Here is a 20472-nt window from a genome sequence, read left to right as displayed (position 1 = left end):
GAGGAGGAGATGAACAGTTTCGCACTGTTCATCTCCTCCTGGTCAGTCGGTAACCACCGCCACACGGATTGCGTCGAGGCGCAGTTGAGCGCTTTGCATGTATTGTACGCTGGTTTCTTTTAAGATCTGCAGGTATTGAATTTCCTCTTCGCGAATGTTCGGATTCACTTCGGCCAGAGCGGTCAGGCGCGACAGTTCCCGGTCATAGTAGGCGTCGATACATGTGCAGGACTCTTCGATCATGCTGTGTTGTAAGCTTTCGGCTTTGCTTTCCAGGTGCCCAACAATGCGTTCAATGTCGGCCCGCGCATGCTGAACCAGCTGTTTGGCGACCGGCTTCTGAATGGATTGCCCCAGTTTATTGAAATGCTCTGAAGTGATGATTGGTTCAAGCGCCTTCAGGTTGTTGTCTGCCACCAGGCGGGTGCAGCTGTTAGGCATAAAGCGTGGCAGTTGCAAGGCTCTGGGGCCCGGGCAATTGAACTGGAACAAGCCTTCTATCAACAGGCTGCCAGGCTTTAGGGGGGGCAGTTTGATGGTGCAAATGGCGGTGTTACCGCGATCGCTGCTGAGCACCATGTCCATCACGCCGCTGACCATGGGGTGCTCCCAGGTCAAATACTGCATATCTTCCCGGCTTAGAGCTTGCTGGCGACTGTAGGTGGCGGTGATCCCTTCGTCCGGCAGACCGGGGAAGTGATGAGCGTGCATGTGGTCGGAAGGGTGGGCAACAAACGCTTCTTCGCTGTGGCGTTCATGATCAACGCCAAAAATGTCAAAAGCTCGATTCATGTACTCGCTCAAGCTGCTGTCTTCATCCAGTGCCTGCAGTTCTTTCACCAGCGCGTCTGCGATTTCGGTTTTACAGGAGTTCAGTTCCAGTAAACGGTCGCGGCCATTCTTCAGCTCCTCCAGCAACAGTTCGGTGCGCTGGCGCGTGGCTTCGATCAGGAGCTCCAGATCCGCGTTGCCATCCAGTGCCTCGTTCAGGCCCTCTTCAAATTCTTCGAAGATCGTTTGCCCGATGGGGCAGACGTGTTCAAAACAATTCAACCCTTCGTGATACCAGCGTAACAGGGTGTGTTCATGGCTGTTCTCCAGGTAGGGGATGTGAATTTGAACGGTTTCAGACTGGCCTATCCGGTCCAGACGGCCAATGCGCTGCTCAATCAGGTCCGGGTTCAGAGGCAGGTCAAACATGACAAGGTGGTGGGCAAACTGAAAGTTGCGTCCTTCACTGCCGATTTCCGAGCAGACCAAAACCTGAGCGCCATCCTCCAGGTCGGCAAAGTAGGCTGCGGCACGATCCCGCTCCAGCAGGCTCAGGCCTTCATAGAACGCCGCACTGCGCACCCCACCGCGTAAATTCAGGTGCGTTTCCAGGTCCAGTGCTGTTTCCGCGCTGGAACAAATGATCAGGACTTTCTCTTTGCGGTGTTGTTTCAGCCATTGACTTAACCACTGTACTCTCTCGGCGTCGGCAAATCCCAGCGAGGGCTCACCGCTCAGGCTGAGGGGATGAGCATGCAGTTGACGGCCTGAAAAACCTTTCACGCCGGCGCGGGTGTTGCGGAACAGCACTCGTCCAGTCCCATGGCGATCCAGCAATTGATTGACCAGCTCGTTGCGGGATTCTTCGCTGTCCTCTTGCAGTAAATTCAGCCCGTTCTGACCAAGCATCTGCTGCAGTTGCTCGGTGAGCTCAGCGTCTGCAAGCAGTTCGGCAGCGGGTGCGGATGACAATAACTGCTGAACGAGTTGATTGACCGGCTGAAACTGCCGCTGCTCCTGTTTGAATGTTTCGAGATCGTAGTAGCGATCGGGGTCTAACAGCCGCAAGCGGGCGAAGTGGCTATCAATACCCAATTGTTCCGGGGTGGCAGTAAGGAGCAACAGCCCGCGGGCAATTCGGGCGAGTTGTTCAATGCTGTCGTAGGCCGGGCACTGGTGATTCGGCTGCCATTGAAGGTGATGGGCCTCGTCAACCACCAGCAAATCCCAGTCACAGCTGAGAGCCTGCTGTAAGCGCTTGGGGCTGTCAGTCAGCAACGGCAGGCTACAGAGAATCAGTTGAGCGGATTCAAAGGGATTGGTGTCATCCAGTCCCGGCATCTCAAAGGGATCGTCTTCCAGCATCTCGTCATCAGACAGGAGTGCGTCATCGCTAAGCTCCAGGGCCTGGCAGCGTTCTTCATCCAATAAGGTGAAAGAGAGGTTGAAACGCCTGAGCATTTCTACCAGCCACTGGTGTGTCAGGGATTCTGGTACGGCAATCAAAATTCGCTGACTGAGGCCCTTGATCAATTGCTGGTGGATGATCAGCCCGGCTTCGATGGTTTTCCCCAAACCGACTTCGTCAGCGAGTAAGACTCGTGGTGCGAAGCGCTTACCAACATTGTCTGCAATATAGAGCTGGTGTGGCAGTAGTTGTACACGGGGGCCAATTAACCCCGTCGTGTTCAGCGAGGCAAGGCGCTGTTGTTCCAGCAGTGTCTGGTGGCGTAATTTGTAGTCGCGGATGCGGTCAATCTGCCCGGCAAACAATCGGTCTTGTGGCTTGTTGAACTGTACAAAACAATCCAGTTCAACTTCTCCCCACGTGATGGTCTCTCCGGCGTGGTTTAGTCCCTGGTAAGAGAGATAGCCCTTGTCTTCTTTGATCTCTTCAATGAGTAAGGTGTTGCCGTCAAGGTCTTTAATCTTTTCGCCAACCCGGTACTGGACTCGGGTCAGGGGGGCATTGTTTTTTGCGTAAATGCGCTGCTCGCCGGCGGCCGGGAAACTTAAGGTGACAAAGCGATGGTCGGTTTCGCTGACGATACCCAATCCCAATTCTGCCTCAGTGTTACTGATCCAGCGCTGTCCGGTAATGAATTGGCCGGTGATTAAATCTGACAAAAGAAAACCTCTTTGAAATGTTTGACGTTGTCGTGATAATGATTATTGAAATGGTTGTCGTTAATAATTGTTAGTGTTGTATAAACGTATTCGGAGTGACGGTCTGGCTTTGGGCTTTGGGCCTTGAGCTCGCGCTGCCACAGGTGTTGTGGTCATCTCAAAATGGGTTCAGCGAGTATAGACCGTTGACGGCACCCTGCGCTGTCACAATTATAATAGATCGCACCCCTGATTTATGGGTTTAATGCTTTTTTTGCAGCATTGAGTCTTTCTGCACAGGGCTCGGCGCAGGCGTGAGCGTTAAGTCGGTTCCGCGGTTGAGTGTAAATTAACGGATGACCAGGGCGCCTTTGCCAATGCCTTCGTAGGCTTTGACTTTGATGCGGTCAGAGGGAAACTGCAGCTTCAGTTGATCGGCCAAATGGCTGGCAATGAGCTCAACCGTGGTGTCGGTATTGATCATGTAGCAACAGGTTTCGGGCATGCAAAGTTCAAAAGCCCCCTGGGACGTGGTGTAGGCAAAGCGGATGTACCGGTCTTCCTGTTGAACAATATCTTCCCGGGTGCCGATGTAGATATCCTCAAAGGTTTTGGACCACTGGGCCTCCAGTTCCGGGGCGGGCTGGTCATTGCGCCAGATGTGAATCCGGGAGCGGTGACCGTGGGCTATGCGTTGGCAGTTGCCGTCATGTTTCTTTAATCCATGACTGTAGTGATAATAACTGCCATTAATGTCTTCAGGTTCAAAATCGAGCCCCAACCGATCAAGACTGTCTGGCAGTAGGCTGCGCAGTTGGTTTTTGCTCCACTGGCTGACTGAGTGAGGGGTGATTTCCTCGGCATCCACCAGGGCAATTGCTTGCTCGGGTGCAGAGCATTGCAAGGAGTGTTCGCCGAAAGTCCAGGTCAGGTTGATGCGCTTGCCGGTCTGTTTCAACTTCAGGTTGGGCGAGCGGAGCGGGACCGCCAAACGGTGATCGATCTCCCTATCCAGCCAGTCGCGCAGTGTTTTTTTTACCACGCCGAAATCACAGACCATACCTTGCTGATCGAGCTGACCATCCAGTTGTGTACTGGCGAGCCAGGTTTCACCAAGCAGCCCTCGCTGTGGGTGCAAGTAGCTGAAATCAACGTTGGTGAGGTTATCGACGAATAAATGCATGGAATAGGGCACTGGGCTGAGAAGAAGAGCGGGCATTTTACCTGAGCATGACGCAACAGGCTATCCGTTGGGCTCTGCTAGCGTGTTAGTATGCTGCCTTTTGAAGATATTTGGTTCCGCTGCCCCAACAACAGACACGGCAAGAGGCGCTGCGGATCATGAATCAATGGGTGTAAGAAGGGCTATGACAGCATATTTCGAATCGTTGGGGTCTTCGTGGAGCCCGATATTGGGGGCGGAACTTCAAAAACCCTACATGAGGTCTCTCAACCAGTTTCTGTTGCAAGAGCAGGCGCAGGGGAAAGTGATCTATCCGGCCCGGGAACAGATTTTTAATGCCTTGAACAGTACCCCTTTTGGCAAGGTGAAAGTGGTGATCCTGGGGCAGGACCCCTATCACGGTCCACATCAGGCCCATGGGCTCAGTTTTTCAGTGCCGCAGGGGGTAAAAATACCGCCCTCATTGCGCAATATTTTCAAAGAAATTACAGCGGATACTGGCATACCCGTGCCGAGTCACGGTTGCCTTCAAAGCTGGGCCGATCAGGGGGTGTTGTTGTTGAATGCCACTTTGACGGTGGAGCAGGGTAAAGCCGGGTCCCACCAGGGTAAGGGTTGGGAGACGTTTACGGACAAAATAGTTGAACTGTTAAATGAGCGCCGGGAAGGGCTGGTTTTCATGTTGTGGGGCAGTTATGCGCACAAGAAAGGGGGGATAATTGACCGCAGTCGACATTGCGTTCTGGAGTCAGTGCACCCGTCGCCGCTGTCCGCCCACCGGGGATTTTTGGGGTGTGGTCATTTTTCCAGGGCCAATGAGTATCTGCTGGGGCAGGGCAAGAGCCCGATTGACTGGGCTCTGCCCGATGCGGAGCTGTCAGGCGCCGGTCAGTTCACTTTGAGCTTCTAAACGAGCTTGGGCGTCGAATTTCCGGCTGCCCGGCTTCAGTATTACCTCATCTTTTCCGGGGCCGCAGGATAAAATACCACCTTGTCCCCAGGCCTCGCCGGGGATCAGGTCGAGCGACCTGCTCGACCTGATAAGGCATCTACTCGACCTCATAAGGCAGGGGTAACAGCGTTAAAGTGTCCCGAGAATCCTGATCGAGCGTCAGAGCCCCGCCTTTTACCGCATCTTCCGTGGTTACCGCCAGCAGTTGCACTTTGCCATCGCAGCAGACGCTGTTGACGACGGTGCCGGCAGATTGCTTGCTGTTGTCAGTAAAGAGGCTGGAGCCCGCCGCAGCCGGCGTGTTGCCGCTGAGCTCGAAACGGTACAAGTGACGTTTCAATTTACCCTTGTAGTGCATGCGGGCAACGATTTCCTGTCCGGTGTAGCAGCCTTTTTTAAAGCTCACACCGTTGATGGCGGCTGTTTGAAGATTGAGAAACTGCGGTAAGAATTCATCCACGGTGGCTGCTGTTACCCAGCCGCGGCCAAGTTCGATGTCTTTCTGGCACCAGCCTGTCGTGTTTTCCGACAGGGCCACATTGCGTAACGCATCCGGCAAAGAGCCGCTTTGAGGGAACCAGCACTCAATTCGCTCCTCATCCCGTTTTAGGTATACCGCTCCGTCTTTCTGCACGGCGGTCATCCCGGCGACAAAATCAATGCCCAGGTGCTGCTTGGCCCAGTTTGTAACATCAACACCTAGCAGGCCGACCAGCTGATAGTGCTCGCTGACATCCGCTAACTTGGCTTTAGAGAACACAATGTATTTGCCCAGAGACGTCTGCAGGGCGTTCAAGGGATCCTTTTGCACGCCGATGAGCAGCGTTTGTTCATCGATTCTGACGTTGTCGAAATTGGCAATCATGCGTCCCTTTGGGCTGCAGTGAGCATTGTGTTGCCATTGCTCCGGTGTGCAGGCGTTGATGTCATTGGTGACCTGACCCTGCAAGAATTTCGTCGCATCAGGCCCTTGTATCTGCAGCAGACCGATATGGGGAAGGGCTATGAGGTTCGGTATATCTGGGTTCATAGAGTTCGGGCTTTCAGTGTTTATGTGCGGTTAATCGGTAGGTGGGTTATAGCGCGATGGGGAATAGATCTATAACAAGAGAGAACATACGTTAAAGTTTACACTTCAGTTTAGCATAAGTAGTTCATGCTCTGGCACTCCCGGGCTGCCTCTATTTAGTCTGGTCTTTTGTAAATCCCCAAGAATGACAGGCTTGGCTCGCGGCCCGGCGGGTCTGGGGGTATAATGCGCCCCTTATTTTTAAGCACATGGCTCATTGTTTTGAGCAAATACCCATTTTGAGCTATTAACTAAGTAGGTTACTTTCATGGACAAAAACCGTCTGTTTTGGGCCAGTCGCCGCGGCATGCTGGAGTTGGATCTGGTGTTGCAGCCTTTTCTGGAAAATGTCTATGATGATCTGCCGCAGGAAGATAAAGAGCGGTATTGGGAATTAATGGATTGCGAAGATCAGGATATGTTTAACTGGTTTATTCATCGTCATGAACCAGAGGATCCAGAGATCAAAAAGATAGTGGATATCGTACGTGGCCATACCGGGATGCAAGTTTAAAAAGATCATCACTCGGCAGCGAAGGCTTGTCTTTGCGGCTGTTAGCGGCCTTATCAGCAGGGTTCGAACGCGAAAGGCCGCTGTCAGGCGCCTGAGCGAAGTCGGCCCCGGTGCTGGCGAAAACCTTCCCCTCCAGCCTGCGGATCCATACCAGGGCGATTCACTGTCAGCCGCCAGGGTTCCTGCCCCGGGCGCGAACCTGCGCCCTGCGGGTGTTTTTTCAGGATCAAATGTCATTGAGATCAGACCATCAAACATGGCCCGGGCCACTCATCTGTTGATGTCGTGTCTGGCCCTGGCGGCTGGCTGTCTCTCTGCCCTGGCGGGGCTGGGGTTGCTGATCTGGTGTCTGCTTGTCCTGCTTCTGGCGGCGTGGGGTTATCGCTATTTGGCGCGCAATCCTGTGGGCAGCTGGTTGATTGATGCACGGGGGTTGTCGATGGCACAGGGAGCCGCCACTCAGATGCGCGTTGACGGGGAGTCAGCCCGCTGTGGTTTTGCGGGAATTCAGGGTAGGGCCGATGCTGACCCATTGCTTGCCGCCGGGATGGGTGGGCGTCAGACCGCAAAGGCCGTGCCCCGTCTTCGGCTCGAGGTTGTCAGGGGCTGGCAATTGGCCCCCTGGTGGCTGCAGTTGCACTATCGGGCGCAGGGGCAGCGACGGTGGCGGAGCCTCTTGTTGTGGCCGGACAGTGCCAGCCCTGAAGCCCTGAGGTTGTTGCGCTCTGAAGATTTCTCGGGGCCCAGGGTAAAGCCTTGTCCTCAAGTGTTGCCAAAGGTTAAACGGGTCGAGGGCGACTTGTGATGAGGGCGTGGCTGCCATTATCACAAGGCCATCAACCCCATCAAAGGCCATTCACAGGCGTTAACTTCGGACAAAAATCTCCTGGGCGGCGAAATTCGTCGGCACCAAAATCGTATCTCGGGCAATGGAAGAATTGTTGGGATGATCCAGAGAGTAGTGCAGTCCCCGACTTTCTTTGCGTTCCATGGCCGAGCGGATGATGAGTTCGGCGATCATGGCGAGGTTGCGCAGTTCGATCAGGTCGTTGCCGACCTGATAATTGCTGTAGTACTCCTGAATTTCTTTTTGCAGCAGTTTGATGCGGTGCGTTGCACGCTCAAGGCGCTTGCGGGTGCGGACAATACCTACGTAATCCCACATAAATCGACGCAGTTCATCCCAGTTGTGGGAAATAACCACATCTTCGTCGGAGTTAGTGACCCGGGAGTCATCCCAGGCCGGGGCCTTGCCGGGGGCATCAATGTTACCCAGGGTCTCGGCAATGTGTTCGGCGGCCGCTTGAGCGTAAACGACGCATTCCAGCAGTGAGTTGCTGGCCATGCGGTTGGCGCCGTGCAGGCCCGTGAATGAGGTTTCGCCAATGGCGTAAAGCTGGTCCAGGTCAGTTTGCCCGTGATGGTTAACCACCACGCCACCACAGGTGTAATGTGCCGCCGGAACGACGGGGATGGCCTGCTTGGTAATATCAATGCCGAACTCCAGGCACCGGGCTTTCACTGTCGGAAAGTGTTCACTGATGAACTCTGCGGGTTTGTGACTGATGTCCAGGTACAGGCAGTCGCTGCCAAGACGTTTCATCTCGTGGTCAATCGCTCGGGCCACGATGTCGCGAGGCGCCAATTCGCCTCTTTCGTCGAAACGCTGCATGAAACGCTCGCCATTGGGCAATTTAAGGTGTGCTCCTTCGCCGCGCAGAGCTTCAGTGACCAAAAATGAACCGGCTTTGGGGTGATACAGGCAGGTCGGATGGAACTGATTAAACTCCATGTTGGCGATGCGACAGCCCGCTCGCCAGGCCATGGCAATACCATCTCCGCTGGCGCTGTCGGGGTTGCTGGAGTACAGGTACACCTTGCTGGCTCCGCCGGTTGCCAGAATAACGGCTTTGGCCTGGAATACATCGACGCAATCCTGATTGCGGTTGTACACATAAGCTCCGCTGCAGCGGACTTTTCCGCTGCGGGTGTCGGGCTGTGTCAGCAGGTCAACGGCGATGTGATGTTCGAACAGATCCAGGTTTTCGTGTTTCTGGACTTTCTCGATCAGGGTTGTATGAACGGCTCGCCCGGTGGCATCGGCACTGTGAATAATGCGTCGATGGCTGTGACCGCCTTCTTTGGTCAGGTGGTAGTCCGGTCCGTCCTGTTGTTTGGTAAAGCTAACGCCCTGGTCGATAAGCCATTGAATGGCGGCTTTGCCCCTTTCCACGGTAAAGCGCACGCTGCTTTCATGGCAGAGGCCGGCACCAGCGTTGAGGGTGTCTTCAATGTGAGCCTCGATGGAGTCGTTGTCGTCCAGTACAGCGGCAATGCCGCCCTGGGCGAACCAGGTTGACCCTTCGTTGAGGGCGCCTTTGCTGAGAACCGCCACTTTTGCAGTGTCGGCCAAATTGAGTGCAAGCGTGAGACCTGCGGCTCCGCTGCCAATAATCAAGACATCGTGTAGGTGGTGACGGCTACGCATAGTTTATGCCTGTGTTCCCTGAACTTACCGGTGAAAGGCGGCTAGTATATACATGCCGTGCTCGCGGTGGTATTGCCTTTTCGGGCGGTTTAAGAGGCAATCGCTTCTGTTAAAGAGTAGAATTTACTTCATCAGAGGTGAAAATTGCTAAGCTGTAGCAAAATTTGCGTTAAACATGGTCTTATTGTGTGTTATTTGTGCCCGGGACACTTGTCGCGTAAATGTTTGTTGGGCAGGTGTGAACTTCTCATCTCGCCTGCAGTCTAGTTTCAGAATCAATAATAGGGCGTCTTGTCGTTGTTGCCCTGCTTGTTATAGGTGCTGTTGGTTGGAATAAACGTTCACTGCGGAGCGTTTAAGATGAACCCTGGTTCATGCATATTCAGAGGATGTTCATGACAAGTGACCATAATTGGCAAAAATGAGAGGTTTTGGAGAACAGGATGACAGCGCAGCGTGCGCCAGAAACAGATCAACAGCTTGTGGAGCGGGTTCAGAAGGGCGATAAGCGAGCATTCGACTTATTGGTTTTGAAATACCAGCACAAAATGATATCCGTGGTGAGTCGTTACATAAATGATTCACATGAGGTATACGATGTTGTACAGGAGGCCTTTATTAAGGCCTATCGTGCCTTGGGGAACTTCCGCGGCGATAGCCAGTTTTACACCTGGTTGTACCGTATCGCCATTAATACGGCTAAAAACTATCTTGTCTCCCGTGGCAGAAGGCCGCCGGCAACGGATGTCGATGTGGCGGATGCAGAGTTCTATTCCGGCAGTGACCTGTTGAAGGATGTAGACACTCCGGAGAATAACCTCTTTCGGGATGAATTAAAGGCCGAAGTGGACAGTGCCATAAGGGATTTGCCGGAAGATCTTCGCACTGCCGTGACCCTGCGTGAGTTCGAAGGTCTTAGCTATGAAGAAATTGCTGATGTTATGGGGTGTCCTGTAGGAACCGTCCGGTCTCGTATTTTCCGGGCTCGGGATGCTATCGAGAAGAGAATTGCGCATTTAGTGGATGAAACGGCAGGCTGAGTTTGTGCGCGTTCTGCGTGGCACCGATGAGGCGCTCTGGCGTCAGGGCATAAAACCGGATCTTCAGGAGTATAGCGATAGCGGGATTGGTAGGGCTGGCACTGTGAATGTACGTCAGCCGCACAGCAAATGTTCTGTGGGCGCAGTTTTCCGTTGGATTGGCGGATAAAAGACAGCCATAAGCGAATATAGTGTGAACTTTCTCTCGCGGGGGCAGTCATAGAGAACACAATCTCATGAGGCCAAAAGGGTTTTTCTGTGAAGTTGATCTCTGTGGCTTAAATCGGAGTCCGCGGCCTGGTGTAACAACCTGGGTCCGGCCAAAAGAGCAGGGTTTCGCGAGGTTGCGTAGTTTCAGGTGTATAACGTTTTTTAGTCAACCCATTGGGCTGTCCAGACATTACGCGTGAAGAGTCAGCACATATAAATGCAGACTTACTTACAAATCGACAGTTTGATAGCACGATAAAGAGTGAACAGATTAATATGGCAGAGCATTCGAAACATAAGCAACGTGTGGCAGACATGAAAGAATCTGTATCGGCCCTGGTCGATGGGGAAGTGTCTGAGCTGGAGCTTCATCGGGTTTTGAAGGCCAGTGAGTCGGATGAGAGTATTCGCCATACTTGGAGTCGTTACCAGATTATCAGTTCTGTTCTGCGTAATGACGCCCCCTCGGCACCGCAGATCGATTTATCTTCCGCCATCCGTGAAGCCATTGATGCCGAAGAGGTACATCAAATGCCTGCGGCCGATTCAAAGCGTTCAGGTTGGGTACAAAACCTCGGAAAAGTGGCGGTGGCGGCTTCCGTTGCTGCTGTTATGGTACTCACTACACAGTTGACGGACGTCGGCGGGACAGGATCTGCAGCGGTAGAAGTGGCGAAAGGTGGCAATGTTAATGGGTCCCCAGAGCTTCAATTACCGACTCCTGCGGCAACACTGCCTGCTGGATTTCAGACCCCGTCATTAACTGCCCGTACGGTAAGTTCCCATCAGCGTATGCCGGTGCAGGAATCCCGAGCTCAATATTACCCGGTAGTGACCAAGGCTCAGTCGGCTTTACCTGCTCAGCCTCCAACCCCTGAAGTTCAGGCGTACTTGCAACGGGTGATGGAGGTTCACGCGGGGCATGCTGCATTAAACAGCAGTCGGGGCATGATGCCTTATGCCCGCGTTCCCGCTGACACGGAATGATTGATTGCTGAAATCAACTGAGCGATGATGGCTTGGCGAATTTGTCAGGGCCGTCCCGCACGTACTTCTTCGCGCTTCGCCCTGCAGGCTGCAGTAAAGGCTTTTGGGGCGTCGATCCGGCCAATACTTACTCGTTGATCAGGCTTCACAGTCGAGGCCTAATTGACCGCTGGGTAAAAGGATCGGCACTTTCTTTCTCACTAAAGTTTGTGTTAACTAAAATATGTTTAAACTCAACATCGATACCAACCAAACATGGTCTCGCTGTTTACCCTATTGTCTTACTTCCTATTGCCAGAAAGTTAGTTACATGGAGAAACCTGGTCCTGTGATGTCATTGAATCTGAGGGTGCTCTCTCGTCGCTTTCTCTTCAGGCCCCTGGCGGGTCTATTGACTGCCTTTGTTGTGCTTCCTTTTGTCGGCATTTCCCCAGTGGTATTCGCCGCGGAAAAGCCTGATCAGGCCATTGGCCTCCTGTCCAGCATGTCCAAATCGCTCCGCGAGAGAGATTATCGAGGGTTGTTCACTTACGAGTACGGTGGTGCTTTGCAGACTCTCCGGGTGACGCACCGAGTGATGGATGGGGATGAGTATGAGCATCTGGAATACCTGAACGGACCTTCTCGTCGGATTGAGCGAAGTGGCCGCAGTACGGAGTGTCTGTCGCCGGCTGACCAGGTGATGAGAGGGTTGTTTCCAGCGCTGGAAGGGGATTATCACGGTTTGGGTCAGCATTACCGCTTTTATATTAGAGACGAAGAGCGGATTGCTGGTCGAGCTGCGAATGTTCTGCAAATAGTGCCCCGTGACGACTACCGCTATGGCTACACCTTGTCCATAGATAAGGAAACCTTCCTGCCATTGGCTTCCATGACCTTTAATGCGAATCGGCAGGTTCTCGAGCGGTTGCAGTTTGCCGATATTGACCTTATATCAGATGACAGCTGGGTAGATGTGGTTGGACCGACGACGGACGTCAACCGTTCAGTGTGGCGTGCCTGCGATCGAGAGTCGGATGACATGGAGTGGCGTGTCGCCTGGGTCCCTAGCGGCTTCGTTTCAGCGGGAAATTATCGGATGCAAGATGTTGGTGAGGTGCAGCTGTTTACCGATGGGTTATCCGCATTTTCGGTTTTCTTAAGCCCAATGACTAAAGAGGTTGCGGCTCAGGGGAAAGCCCAGCGGGGAGCAACGGTCGCCTACATGCAGCAGCATATGCTCAACAGCGCACCTTATACTGTCACGGTGGTGGGTGAAATTCCGGCCAGAACCGCGCAGCGGATTGCCAATTCACTTCATTGGGGCCCGGCGCTAACAGGTGAGACTCCTGATGCCGGGAAAGTGCCCGAGAGTGGCCCGGCTCGCTGATAGCAAATCCGATGGCTGCTGTAGGGTTGCCGGCCATGCCGGTTTTCGTTGAGATCGACTTGTTGAATGCTTATGGCTACTGCCTAAAGAAAAGGAAGAGAGACGCTTTATGATTACAGAGGTGGGTCGTGTTGTTGCGGTTGATCAAGGCTGTTTGTGGGTCGAAACCATACAGCGCTCTACCTGCGAATCGTGCTCCGCTGAAAAAGGTTGTGGCCAGAGTCTCGTGGCGAAGTGGGGTGGAAAAACCAGCTTCATTCGCGTGCTGCTCGATGGGCGCGATGCCTCCCAGTATCACCTGCACGACACGGTCAAGATCGGCATCCCCGAGGAGGTGGTCGCAAGAGGTTCCATGCTGGTTTACCTGACGCCCCTGATGGCCCTGATGGCGGGTGTATTTATGGCGGAATCTTTCAACCTGTCGGAAGGCGGGGTGATTGTTTCTGCCCTGGCCGGGCTATTGGTCGGAGGGGGAGGGGTGCGTTGGCACAGCTACCGGCACCGAGATGATCGTCGTGTGCAGCCTGTTTTGATGGATGGCGTGGAGCCGGTCAGCTGGTGCCCGAGATGAACGATAAGCGAGTGACGCGGTGCAATGACGCGGGTTGGTGTGTGCTGGTTATGTATTGAGACCGGCCGATGAAATAGGTTCGCAGTTGATTTTAGGCTTCTGCGGCTGTTTGTATGAGTTGGTTTGTTCAGTGAAAGGAAGTTGTTCATGACGTTTAAGCAATTTTACTTGCCATTTTTCTTGTTGGTGATCAGTTTGGGCGCTCAGGCGCGAAGTGGCCTGCCTGACTTTACGGATTTGATTGAGTCAACGTCCCCCGCTGTGGTCAAGATTAATACTGTCGAGCACGTTAAGGCTCGCGGGCGAATGCAGTTGCCCCCGGGGCGCCAGGACGTGCCCGATATATTTCGTCACTTGTTCGAACCGCCTGGAGGCATGCCGGAGCGCAATGTTCAGTCTATGGGCTCTGGCTTTATTGTCTCCGCAGACGGTTACATCCTGACCAACAATCATGTGGTGGATGGCGCCGATGAGATTCAGGTGCGCTTGAGTGACCGCCGTGAATACAGTGCCACGGTAGTGGGTAGCGATGAGCGATCGGATTTGGCGCTCCTCAAGGTTGATGCTACCGGCTTGCCGACACTTAAATTCGCCAAAGATGATGATTTGAAGGTGGGCCAATGGGTGTTGGCGATTGGCTCTCCTTTTGGTCTCGATTTCTCCGCCAGTGCGGGCATTGTCAGTGCCATTGGTCGCAGCATTCCGAGTGAAAGAAACGAAAATTACGTCCCTTTTATTCAGACCGATGTGGCCATTAACCCGGGCAATTCCGGTGGGCCTTTGTTTAACCTCGATGGCGAGGTGGTCGGCATCAACTCACAGATTTATACCCGCTCGGGCGGCTCCATTGGACTGTCGTTTGCGATTCCTGTGAGTGTGGCTCGAGAGGTCGTCAGCCAGCTTAAAGAGAAAGGACGGGTAGACCGAGGCTGGCTCGGGGTTGTGATTCAGGAGGTGGATCGTGATTTGGCGGCTTCATTTGGTTTGAGCAAGCCCATGGGGGCACTGGTGGCTCAAATGGATCCTCGCGGTCCAGCCGCGAAATCCGGAATTCAGGTGGGGGATGTTATTATCAAGTTCGATGGCATGACCATTTCGACCTCCGGTGATTTGCCTCATGCCGTGGGGGGCACGCCTCCGGGCGAGACGGTTCCGGTGACGGTGATCCGTGAGGGCAAGAAGACCAATATTCCCGTGACAGTGGGCACTCTGGGCGGTGACGCGGCGGCAGCTTCAAAACCTGTTGATTCTATCGACGGGGGGCGACTGGGACTTGTGGTCGAGCCCGTCGATGAACAGACAATGAAAGAGTGGCAGCTGGCCGGCGGTGTGGTGGTCACTAAAGTGCTGCCCAATGAGCCGGGGGCCAAAGCAGGCCTTAGGCCTGGTGACATCATTGTCCAATTGGGTTTTAACGATGTCGCCTCTGTGCAGGAGTTCTCCAAAATTGTGGCTCAATTGCCACCGAACAACCTGTTACCCATCCGCTTTTACCGCCACGGGCGGGCTTTATTCCGAACAATTTCTATTGCTGAATAAATCCTTCTGGATCTCGCATCAGTTGAGGCGCCGTCATAGCGCCTCAACGCTAAATACGGTAGACTTCCCACCTTTTTCCGGGCCCCGGAGGCTCGCTCGTACCTGTGTCATTTCTATTGATGGAATGGCCAAATTTGACTTATTACTGACGGGTAGTTGTAAATACTGTGACCGACCTTAGCCATATACGAAACTTTTCCATCATTGCTCACATTGATCATGGTAAATCCACCATCGCCGATCGTTTTATTCAGGTATGTGGTGGTCTTAGCGAGCGAGAAATGGCTGCCCAGGTGCTCGATTCCATGGATATCGAGCGCGAGCGTGGCATCACGATTAAAGCGCAGAGCGTGACTCTCGATTACAAGGCCCGCGATGGTAAAATCTACCAACTCAACTTCATTGATACTCCGGGGCACGTAGATTTCAGTTACGAGGTCTCCCGTTCGCTGAGCGCTTGTGAAGGTGCATTGCTGGTAGTGGATGCGGCCCAGGGTGTTGAAGCCCAATCTGTGGCGAACTGTTATACCGCCATCGAGCAGGGACTGGAGGTGATTCCGGTTCTTAACAAGATCGATTTACCCCAGGCTGAGCCCGAGCGGGTTGCCCAGGAAATTGAAGAGATTATTGGCATTGATGCCACTGAGGCAGTCCAATGCAGTGCCAAATCCGGTATCGGGGTCGACGATGTACTGGAAGAGCTGGTGCGCCTGGTGCCACCACCGGTAGGGGATGTCGATGCGCCCTTGCAGGCACTGATTATCGATTCCTGGTTTGACAATTACCTGGGCGTTGTTTCTCTGGTTCGTGTTCGTCAGGGTACACTCAAGGTCAAGGATAAAATCATCACCAAGTCCATCGGGCGCGCTCAGATCGTTGACAGCGTTGGCGTGTTTACCCCTAAGCGCAAAGAGACCAAGGTCTTGCGAGCCGGTGAGGTGGGTTTTGTGGTGGCCGGCGTGAAAGACATCCACGGTGCCCCCGTAGGGGACACCATTACACATGCTTCAACGCCTGATGTAGAGCCCGTTCCCGGCTTCCAGAAAGTCAAACCTCAGGTTTACGCGGGTCTTTTCCCGGTCAGCTCTGATGATTATGAGGCGTTTCGTGAGGCGCTTGCCAAGTTAACGCTAAACGACGCCTCCTTGTTTTTTGAACCGGAAAGTTCGGACGCACTGGGATTTGGTTTCCGCTGTGGCTTCCTCGGTATGCTGCACATGGAAATCATCCAGGAGCGGCTGGAGCGGGAATATAATCTGGATTTGATCACGACAGCGCCTACCGTGGTTTACGAAGTAGTGAAAACCGGTGGCGAAGTGATCTATGTGGACAACCCTTCAAAACTGCCGGACCCGGGCATGATTGAGTCCATGCGTGAGCCCATTGTGCAGGCTAATATTCTGGTGCCGCAGGAACATTTGGGGGCTGTGATAACTCTCTGTATTGAAAAACGCGGTGTTCAAAAGGACATGCAGTACATGGGATCCCAGGTGGCCGTGACTTATGAGCTGCCAATGAACGAAGTGGTACTGGATTTCTTTGACCGGTTGAAGTCGGTGAGCCGGGGCTTTGCCTCTCTAGATTACAGCTTTGACCGCTTTGAAGAAGCCAAACTGGTTCGTTTGGACGTCTTGATTAATGGTGAGAAAGTGGATGCACTGGCGTTGATTGTTCACCGCGACAATGCGCCCTATAAGGGTCGGGCACTGGCGGATAAGATGAAAGAACTTATTCCTCGTCAAATGTTTGATGTCGCTATTCAGGCAGCAATTGGTGGCCAGGTGATTGCGCGGACTACCGTGAAAGCGCTGCGGAAAAATGTAACGGCTAAGTGTTACGGCGGCGATATTTCCCGTAAGAAAAAGCTGCTGCAAAAGCAGAAAGAAGGTAAAAAGCGCATGAAGCAGGTGGGCAGCGTGGAAATTCCACAGGAAGCTTTCCTGGCAGTGCTTAAAGTTGACGACTAAGAGAAATAAAGAAGACAGACTATATGGATATTAATTTTCCTTTGATATTGGTGCTGCTGGTGTTCGGCAGCGGTTTGGTGTGGTTGATTGATAGTCTGTTTTGGGCTCGCAAGCGTCAATTAGCGGTGTCGGCGGTGGATCAGCAGTTTGCGGCAGCAGAGCTGGATTCCGCGCGGGAGCAGGCCGTGTATGATCAGGCCAAAGCGGTTGCCTCGAAAGAACCGGTAATTGTTGAATATGCGAAGTCGTTCTTCCCGGTTCTGTTTGTTGTGCTTGTGTTGCGGTCATTTTTGGCTGAACCTTTTCAAATCCCTTCAGGGTCGATGATTCCAACCCTGAAGGTGGGTGATTTTATTTTGGTGAATAAATTCACCTACGGTATCCGTTTGCCGGTAATCCGTACCAAAATCATCGATATCAACGAACCCGAACGCGGTGATGTGATGGTGTTTTTCCCTCCACACAAACCGGATACCTACTTTATCAAGCGGGTAGTCGGCATGCCGGGTGACAAGATTCGTTATATCAATAATGTGCTCTACATTAATGGCGAGAAACAGCCGCAATCGCTGGTGGCTTCACTGCCACCGGGAAACCCTCAATATCGCCTGATGACCGAGAATTTAGGTGGTGTTGAGCATGAAATGCGCAAGCACGTGGTGCCCAGCCCATTAAGCCGTCAAGGCGAGTGGGAAGTGCCAGCAGGCCACTATTTCATGATGGGTGATAACCGTGACGAAAGCTCCGACAGTCGTGTTTGGGGGGTGGTTTCTGAGGACGCCATTGTCGGCAAGGCGTTTGCGGTTTGGATGCATTGGGACTCGTTGTTCAGTCTTCCAAGTTTCAGTAATGTAGGCAGTATTCAATAAAGTAGAAAGTTATATAAAACCTTGGGGGTTGAATATATGCGTATGCCAAAATACCAAAGTGGCTTGTCGACAACGGGATTGCTGATCACACTGCTGGCGGCGGGCTTTGCCATCATGTGTTTATTTAAGATGGTGCCGGCGTATATGGATGATCGCTTCATCCAGGAAGGGCTCAAGAGCTTGACCGAAAATGTTGACCAAATTGATGAAATGTCCGATGAGCAGATCAGAAAGCAAATTGGCCGTTTCTTCGTCGTGAATAACGTACGCAGCCAGTCCGAGAAAGATATTAAGATTGAGCGCAAACAGGATCGTACGTTGGTGAAAATGGAATACGAAGTGCGTGTGCCGATTTTCGCGAATGTCGATGTGGTAATGACGTTTAACAACGTCTGGGACAGCAAGCGACCTTATGATTGTTGTAAACCTGACAGTGAGATGTAACTCTGCAAGTGAATAATATTATCCGTCAGCGATTGCTGCACCGGTTGGGTTATGAGTTTCTCGATGAAACCTTGTTTGACCTGGCCCTGACTCACCGCAGCTGCGGTGCCCGTAATAATGAACGGCTGGAATTCCTGGGCGATTCGATTTTGAACTTCGTTGTCGGAGAGTCATTGTTCGAGCGCTTCCCTCAAGCCAAAGAGGGCCAGCTGAGCCGTTTGCGTGCGCAGATGGTTAAGGGGGAAACACTGGCGGAAATCGCCCGTGAATTCGACCTCGGCCCCTGCCTGAACCTGGGTGAAGGGGAGATGAAAAGTGGCGGCTTTCGACGCGATTCGATCCTGGCTGATGCCGTAGAAGCCATTATCGGTGCCATACACATGGATCGTGGTATGGCCGCTGCACGCGAGCGCGTGTTGATTTGGTATCAGGCCCGGCTGGATGCGCTGGAGCTGGAAACCAATCGTAAAGACCCGAAAACCGAGCTGCAGGAGTATCTGCAGTCAAAAAAAGTAGCCTTGCCAGAATACAAGGTTGTGGATGTGGGGGGGGAAGCCCATGCCCAGCAATTTACCGTTGAGTGCCACTCCAAACTGTTAAAAGGTCCAACGGTGGCAACCGCAAGCAGCCGTCGCGGTGCCGAAAAAATGGCCGCTGAAGCGGCTCTCAAACAATTGTTAGGAGCGACTGAATGAGTCAACCAGAGGTCAGTCGTTGTGGTTACGTCGCCATCGTCGGTCGCCCCAATGTGGGCAAATCCACGCTGCTTAATCACATCCTTGAACAAAAAATCAGTATTACCTCGCGCAAGCCGCAGACCACCCGCAACAACGTTCTCGGGATTAAAACCGAAGGTGCGGTGCAAGCGATATATGTAGACACTCCAGGTCTGCATTTGCAGCACGGCAAAGCCATCAACCGCTATATGAATAAAGCCGCGACTACCGCTTTACGCGACGTGGATGTGGTGATTTTTATTGTGGATCGGCTGGCCTGGACTGATGAAGACGATATGGTCGTGCATCGATTGCAGAACCTGGATTGTCCCATCATCCTGGCCATCAATAAGGTGGATCAGCTGGAGGATAAGGCAGTATTGTTGCCGCACCTGGAGTGCCTGGCAGAAAAGCTTAAGGTGGATGAAATCGTACCGATTTCAGCATTAAAAGGGGTAAATCTGGACGCTCTGCAGGAGCAGGTGGAAAAACGTCTACCGGAGGGAGTCCACTTTTTTCCGGAGGACCAGATTACCGACCGCAGCTCTCGCTTCCTGGCCGCAGAAATCATCCGTGAAAAAATTACCCGTCAACTGGGTGATGAATTGCCTTATCAGATGGCCGTTGAGATTGAAGAGTTTTCCCATGCGGGCAATATCATACATATTGGCGCCTTAATTCTGGTGGAGCGGGATGGGCAGAAGCGCATCCTGATTGGTGACAAAGGGGCCAAGATCAAGCAGATTGGGCAGCAGGCTCGCCTGGATATGGAAGCCCTGTTCGATTGTAAAGTGATGCTCAAAACCTGGGTGAAAGTGAAGTCAGGTTGGTCTGATGACGAGAGGGCACTGCGCAGTCTGGGCTACGACGACGTCTAGCCCGGTCAGGCGCTCTCACTGATGCGGATCGAATTACAGCCAGCCTATATTCTTCACAGCCGCCCATTTCGGGACACCAGCCTGATTATAGATTGTCTCACTCGGGATTTTGGGCGCCTTTCGCTGATTGCCAAAGGCGCTCGATCGGCCAAATCGCGTCAGCGTCAATTGTGTCAACCCTTTGGCTCGCTGTTACTTTCCTGGCAAGGCAAATCCAGCTTGAAGACAATGATCTCCATTGAGAGCCGGCAGTTACCTCTAAACCTGCGCGGCGATCATTTGTTCAGCGGTTTCTACCTGAATGAGCTGCTGACCAGGGTTATCCCCGAAGAGGACAGCTGTCAGGAGGTTTATCATCGTTATGGGCTGGCTCTGGAGCAGTTGTCCAGGCAGGAGCCTCTTGAACCGGTGTTGCGGTCTTTTGAGCTGGGGCTGTTGGAAGATTTGGGCTACAGCGTAGACCTGACCTATGATGCTATGGGTAACCCGCTGAGTGCAGCGGGTCTTTATCAGTGGCGGCCAGAGCATGGCTGGACACTGGTGGTGCATCCGGAGGGACCTGCGATGGAGGCCGTCTCAGAGCCCGCACGTTCAACCGCGAGCGCCGTCTCAAACGCTTTTGTCGGAGCGCATTTGCTGGCGCTGTCGAGGCAGGATTTTACCCCGGATACTCTGCGTACCGCCAAGACGCTGTCACGCCTTTTATTTCAGCCGTTGCTGGGCTCCAGACCACTGGAAAGCCGTAAACTGTTTCAAAAAACCTTACCGCTTAATACGGAAGCACTCTAGAGGGTGACAT

Annotated in this window: 18 protein-coding genes; 14 read left to right on the top strand and 4 right to left on the bottom strand. The window is 53.1% G+C overall.

The window, feature by feature from the left end:
* Positions 1 to 42: 42 nt before the first annotated feature.
* Positions 43 to 2898, bottom strand: coding sequence for an RNA polymerase-associated protein RapA (rapA, locus tag G8770_RS08430; protein ID WP_167184659.1), 2856 nt, complete (start codon positions 2896 to 2898; stop codon positions 43 to 45).
* A 328-nt stretch (positions 2899 to 3226) separates the two neighbouring features.
* A complete protein-coding gene (locus G8770_RS08425; RefSeq protein WP_167184656.1) occupies positions 3227 to 4060 on the bottom strand; it encodes a 6-carboxytetrahydropterin synthase in 834 nt (277 codons plus the stop codon).
* Positions 4061 to 4244: 184 nt separating this feature from the next.
* Between G8770_RS08425 and ung the strand changes: the two genes are divergently transcribed.
* Positions 4245 to 4970 carry a uracil-DNA glycosylase gene (ung, locus tag G8770_RS08420; RefSeq protein WP_167184653.1) on the top strand — a complete coding sequence of 242 codons (726 nt, stop codon included), beginning with the start codon at positions 4245 to 4247 and terminating at the stop codon, positions 4968 to 4970.
* A 139-nt stretch (positions 4971 to 5109) separates the two neighbouring features.
* Here the strand turns inward: ung and ygfZ are convergent, their stop codons facing one another.
* The gene (gene ygfZ, locus G8770_RS08415) at positions 5110 to 6042 is read right to left on the bottom strand and encodes a CAF17-like 4Fe-4S cluster assembly/insertion protein YgfZ (protein WP_167184650.1); all 933 of its coding nucleotides are present in this window, start codon (positions 6040 to 6042) and stop codon (positions 5110 to 5112) included.
* Positions 6043 to 6349: 307 nt separating this feature from the next.
* Here ygfZ and G8770_RS08410 point away from each other — a divergent pair, with 307 nt between their 5' ends.
* On the top strand, positions 6350 to 6595 hold the full coding sequence (locus G8770_RS08410; RefSeq protein WP_167184647.1) for an FAD assembly factor SdhE: 246 nt from the start codon (positions 6350 to 6352) through the stop codon (positions 6593 to 6595).
* Positions 6596 to 6851: 256 nt separating this feature from the next.
* Positions 6852 to 7400, top strand: coding sequence for a hypothetical protein (locus tag G8770_RS08405; RefSeq protein WP_167184644.1), 549 nt, complete (start codon positions 6852 to 6854; stop codon positions 7398 to 7400).
* Between the two features lie 60 nt (positions 7401 to 7460).
* Here the strand turns inward: G8770_RS08405 and nadB are convergent, their stop codons facing one another.
* Positions 7461 to 9083, bottom strand: coding sequence for an L-aspartate oxidase (gene nadB, locus G8770_RS08400; RefSeq protein WP_167184641.1), 1623 nt, complete (start codon positions 9081 to 9083; stop codon positions 7461 to 7463).
* A gap of 443 nt (positions 9084 to 9526) precedes the next feature.
* On the opposite strand from nadB, the gene rpoE reads away from it, so the two are divergent.
* The 11 genes from rpoE (at position 9527) to recO (ending at position 20462) form a co-directional block, all read left to right on the top strand.
* Positions 9527 to 10123: an RNA polymerase sigma factor RpoE gene (gene rpoE / locus G8770_RS08395; protein ID WP_167184639.1), complete on the top strand. Its 597-nt coding sequence runs from the start codon at positions 9527 to 9529 to the stop codon at positions 10121 to 10123.
* A 525-nt stretch (positions 10124 to 10648) separates the two neighbouring features.
* Entirely contained in the window at positions 10649 to 11320 is a 672-nt protein-coding gene (locus tag G8770_RS08390) for a sigma-E factor negative regulatory protein (RefSeq protein ID WP_167184637.1), read from the top strand.
* Positions 11321 to 11711: 391 nt separating this feature from the next.
* The gene (locus G8770_RS08385) at positions 11712 to 12689 is read left to right on the top strand and encodes a MucB/RseB C-terminal domain-containing protein (RefSeq protein ID WP_167184634.1); all 978 of its coding nucleotides are present in this window, start codon (positions 11712 to 11714) and stop codon (positions 12687 to 12689) included.
* Positions 12690 to 12798: 109 nt separating this feature from the next.
* On the top strand, positions 12799 to 13260 hold the full coding sequence (locus tag G8770_RS08380) for a SoxR reducing system RseC family protein (RefSeq protein ID WP_167184631.1): 462 nt from the start codon (positions 12799 to 12801) through the stop codon (positions 13258 to 13260).
* Positions 13261 to 13407: 147 nt separating this feature from the next.
* Positions 13408 to 14799, top strand: a complete 1392-nt coding sequence (locus tag G8770_RS08375; RefSeq protein WP_167184629.1) for a DegQ family serine endoprotease — start codon at positions 13408 to 13410, stop codon at positions 14797 to 14799.
* A 167-nt stretch (positions 14800 to 14966) separates the two neighbouring features.
* Positions 14967 to 16766: a translation elongation factor 4 gene (gene lepA / locus G8770_RS08370; protein ID WP_167184626.1), complete on the top strand. Its 1800-nt coding sequence runs from the start codon at positions 14967 to 14969 to the stop codon at positions 16764 to 16766.
* Between the two features lie 23 nt (positions 16767 to 16789).
* On the top strand, positions 16790 to 17635 hold the full coding sequence (gene lepB / locus G8770_RS08365) for a signal peptidase I (RefSeq protein WP_167184623.1): 846 nt from the start codon (positions 16790 to 16792) through the stop codon (positions 17633 to 17635).
* A gap of 36 nt (positions 17636 to 17671) precedes the next feature.
* A complete protein-coding gene (locus G8770_RS08360; protein WP_167184620.1) occupies positions 17672 to 18079 on the top strand; it encodes a DUF4845 domain-containing protein in 408 nt (135 codons plus the stop codon).
* Positions 18080 to 18087: 8 nt separating this feature from the next.
* The gene (gene rnc, locus G8770_RS08355) at positions 18088 to 18774 is read left to right on the top strand and encodes a ribonuclease III (RefSeq protein WP_167184617.1); all 687 of its coding nucleotides are present in this window, start codon (positions 18088 to 18090) and stop codon (positions 18772 to 18774) included.
* Positions 18771 to 19673 (top strand): GTPase Era, encoded by a 903-nt coding sequence (era, locus tag G8770_RS08350; RefSeq protein WP_167184615.1) that lies wholly within the window; start codon positions 18771 to 18773, stop codon positions 19671 to 19673. Before rnc ends, era begins: the two co-directional genes overlap by 4 nt.
* Positions 19674 to 19694: 21 nt before the next feature.
* Entirely contained in the window at positions 19695 to 20462 is a 768-nt protein-coding gene (gene recO, locus G8770_RS08345) for a DNA repair protein RecO (RefSeq protein ID WP_167184612.1), read from the top strand.
* The last annotated feature ends 10 nt before the right edge of the window (positions 20463 to 20472 follow it).

This window comes from Pseudomaricurvus hydrocarbonicus (assembly GCF_011602365.1).
Lineage (GTDB): Bacteria > Pseudomonadota > Gammaproteobacteria > Pseudomonadales > Cellvibrionaceae > Pseudomaricurvus > Pseudomaricurvus hydrocarbonicus.
This window is presented reverse-complemented; position numbering and strand designations above follow the sequence as displayed.

Bases quoted from the DNA above. Each gene is read 5' to 3' on its own strand.
- ung (WP_167184653.1), top strand. From the start codon at position 4,245: ATGACAGCATATTTCGAATCGTTGGGGTCTTCGTGGAGCCCGATATTG.
- G8770_RS08410 (WP_167184647.1), top strand. From the start codon at position 6,350: ATGGACAAAAACCGTCTGTTTTGGGCCAGTCGCCGCGGCATGCTGGAG.
- rpoE (WP_167184639.1), top strand. From the start codon at position 9,527: ATGACAGCGCAGCGTGCGCCAGAAACAGATCAACAGCTTGTGGAGCGG.
- G8770_RS08390 (WP_167184637.1), top strand. From the start codon at position 10,649: ATGAAAGAATCTGTATCGGCCCTGGTCGATGGGGAAGTGTCTGAGCTG.
- era (WP_167184615.1), top strand. From the start codon at position 18,771: ATGAGTCAACCAGAGGTCAGTCGTTGTGGTTACGTCGCCATCGTCGGT.
- nadB (WP_167184641.1), bottom strand. From the start codon at position 9,083: ATGCGTAGCCGTCACCACCTACACGATGTCTTGATTATTGGCAGCGGA.
- G8770_RS08405 (WP_167184644.1), top strand. From the start codon at position 6,852: ATGGCCCGGGCCACTCATCTGTTGATGTCGTGTCTGGCCCTGGCGGCT.
- G8770_RS08360 (WP_167184620.1), top strand. From the start codon at position 17,672: ATGCGTATGCCAAAATACCAAAGTGGCTTGTCGACAACGGGATTGCTG.
- ygfZ (WP_167184650.1), bottom strand. From the start codon at position 6,042: ATGAACCCAGATATACCGAACCTCATAGCCCTTCCCCATATCGGTCTG.
- lepB (WP_167184623.1), top strand. From the start codon at position 16,790: ATGGATATTAATTTTCCTTTGATATTGGTGCTGCTGGTGTTCGGCAGC.
- G8770_RS08375 (WP_167184629.1), top strand. From the start codon at position 13,408: ATGACGTTTAAGCAATTTTACTTGCCATTTTTCTTGTTGGTGATCAGT.
- G8770_RS08380 (WP_167184631.1), top strand. From the start codon at position 12,799: ATGATTACAGAGGTGGGTCGTGTTGTTGCGGTTGATCAAGGCTGTTTG.
- recO (WP_167184612.1), top strand. From the start codon at position 19,695: ATGCGGATCGAATTACAGCCAGCCTATATTCTTCACAGCCGCCCATTT.
- G8770_RS08425 (WP_167184656.1), bottom strand. From the start codon at position 4,060: ATGCATTTATTCGTCGATAACCTCACCAACGTTGATTTCAGCTACTTG.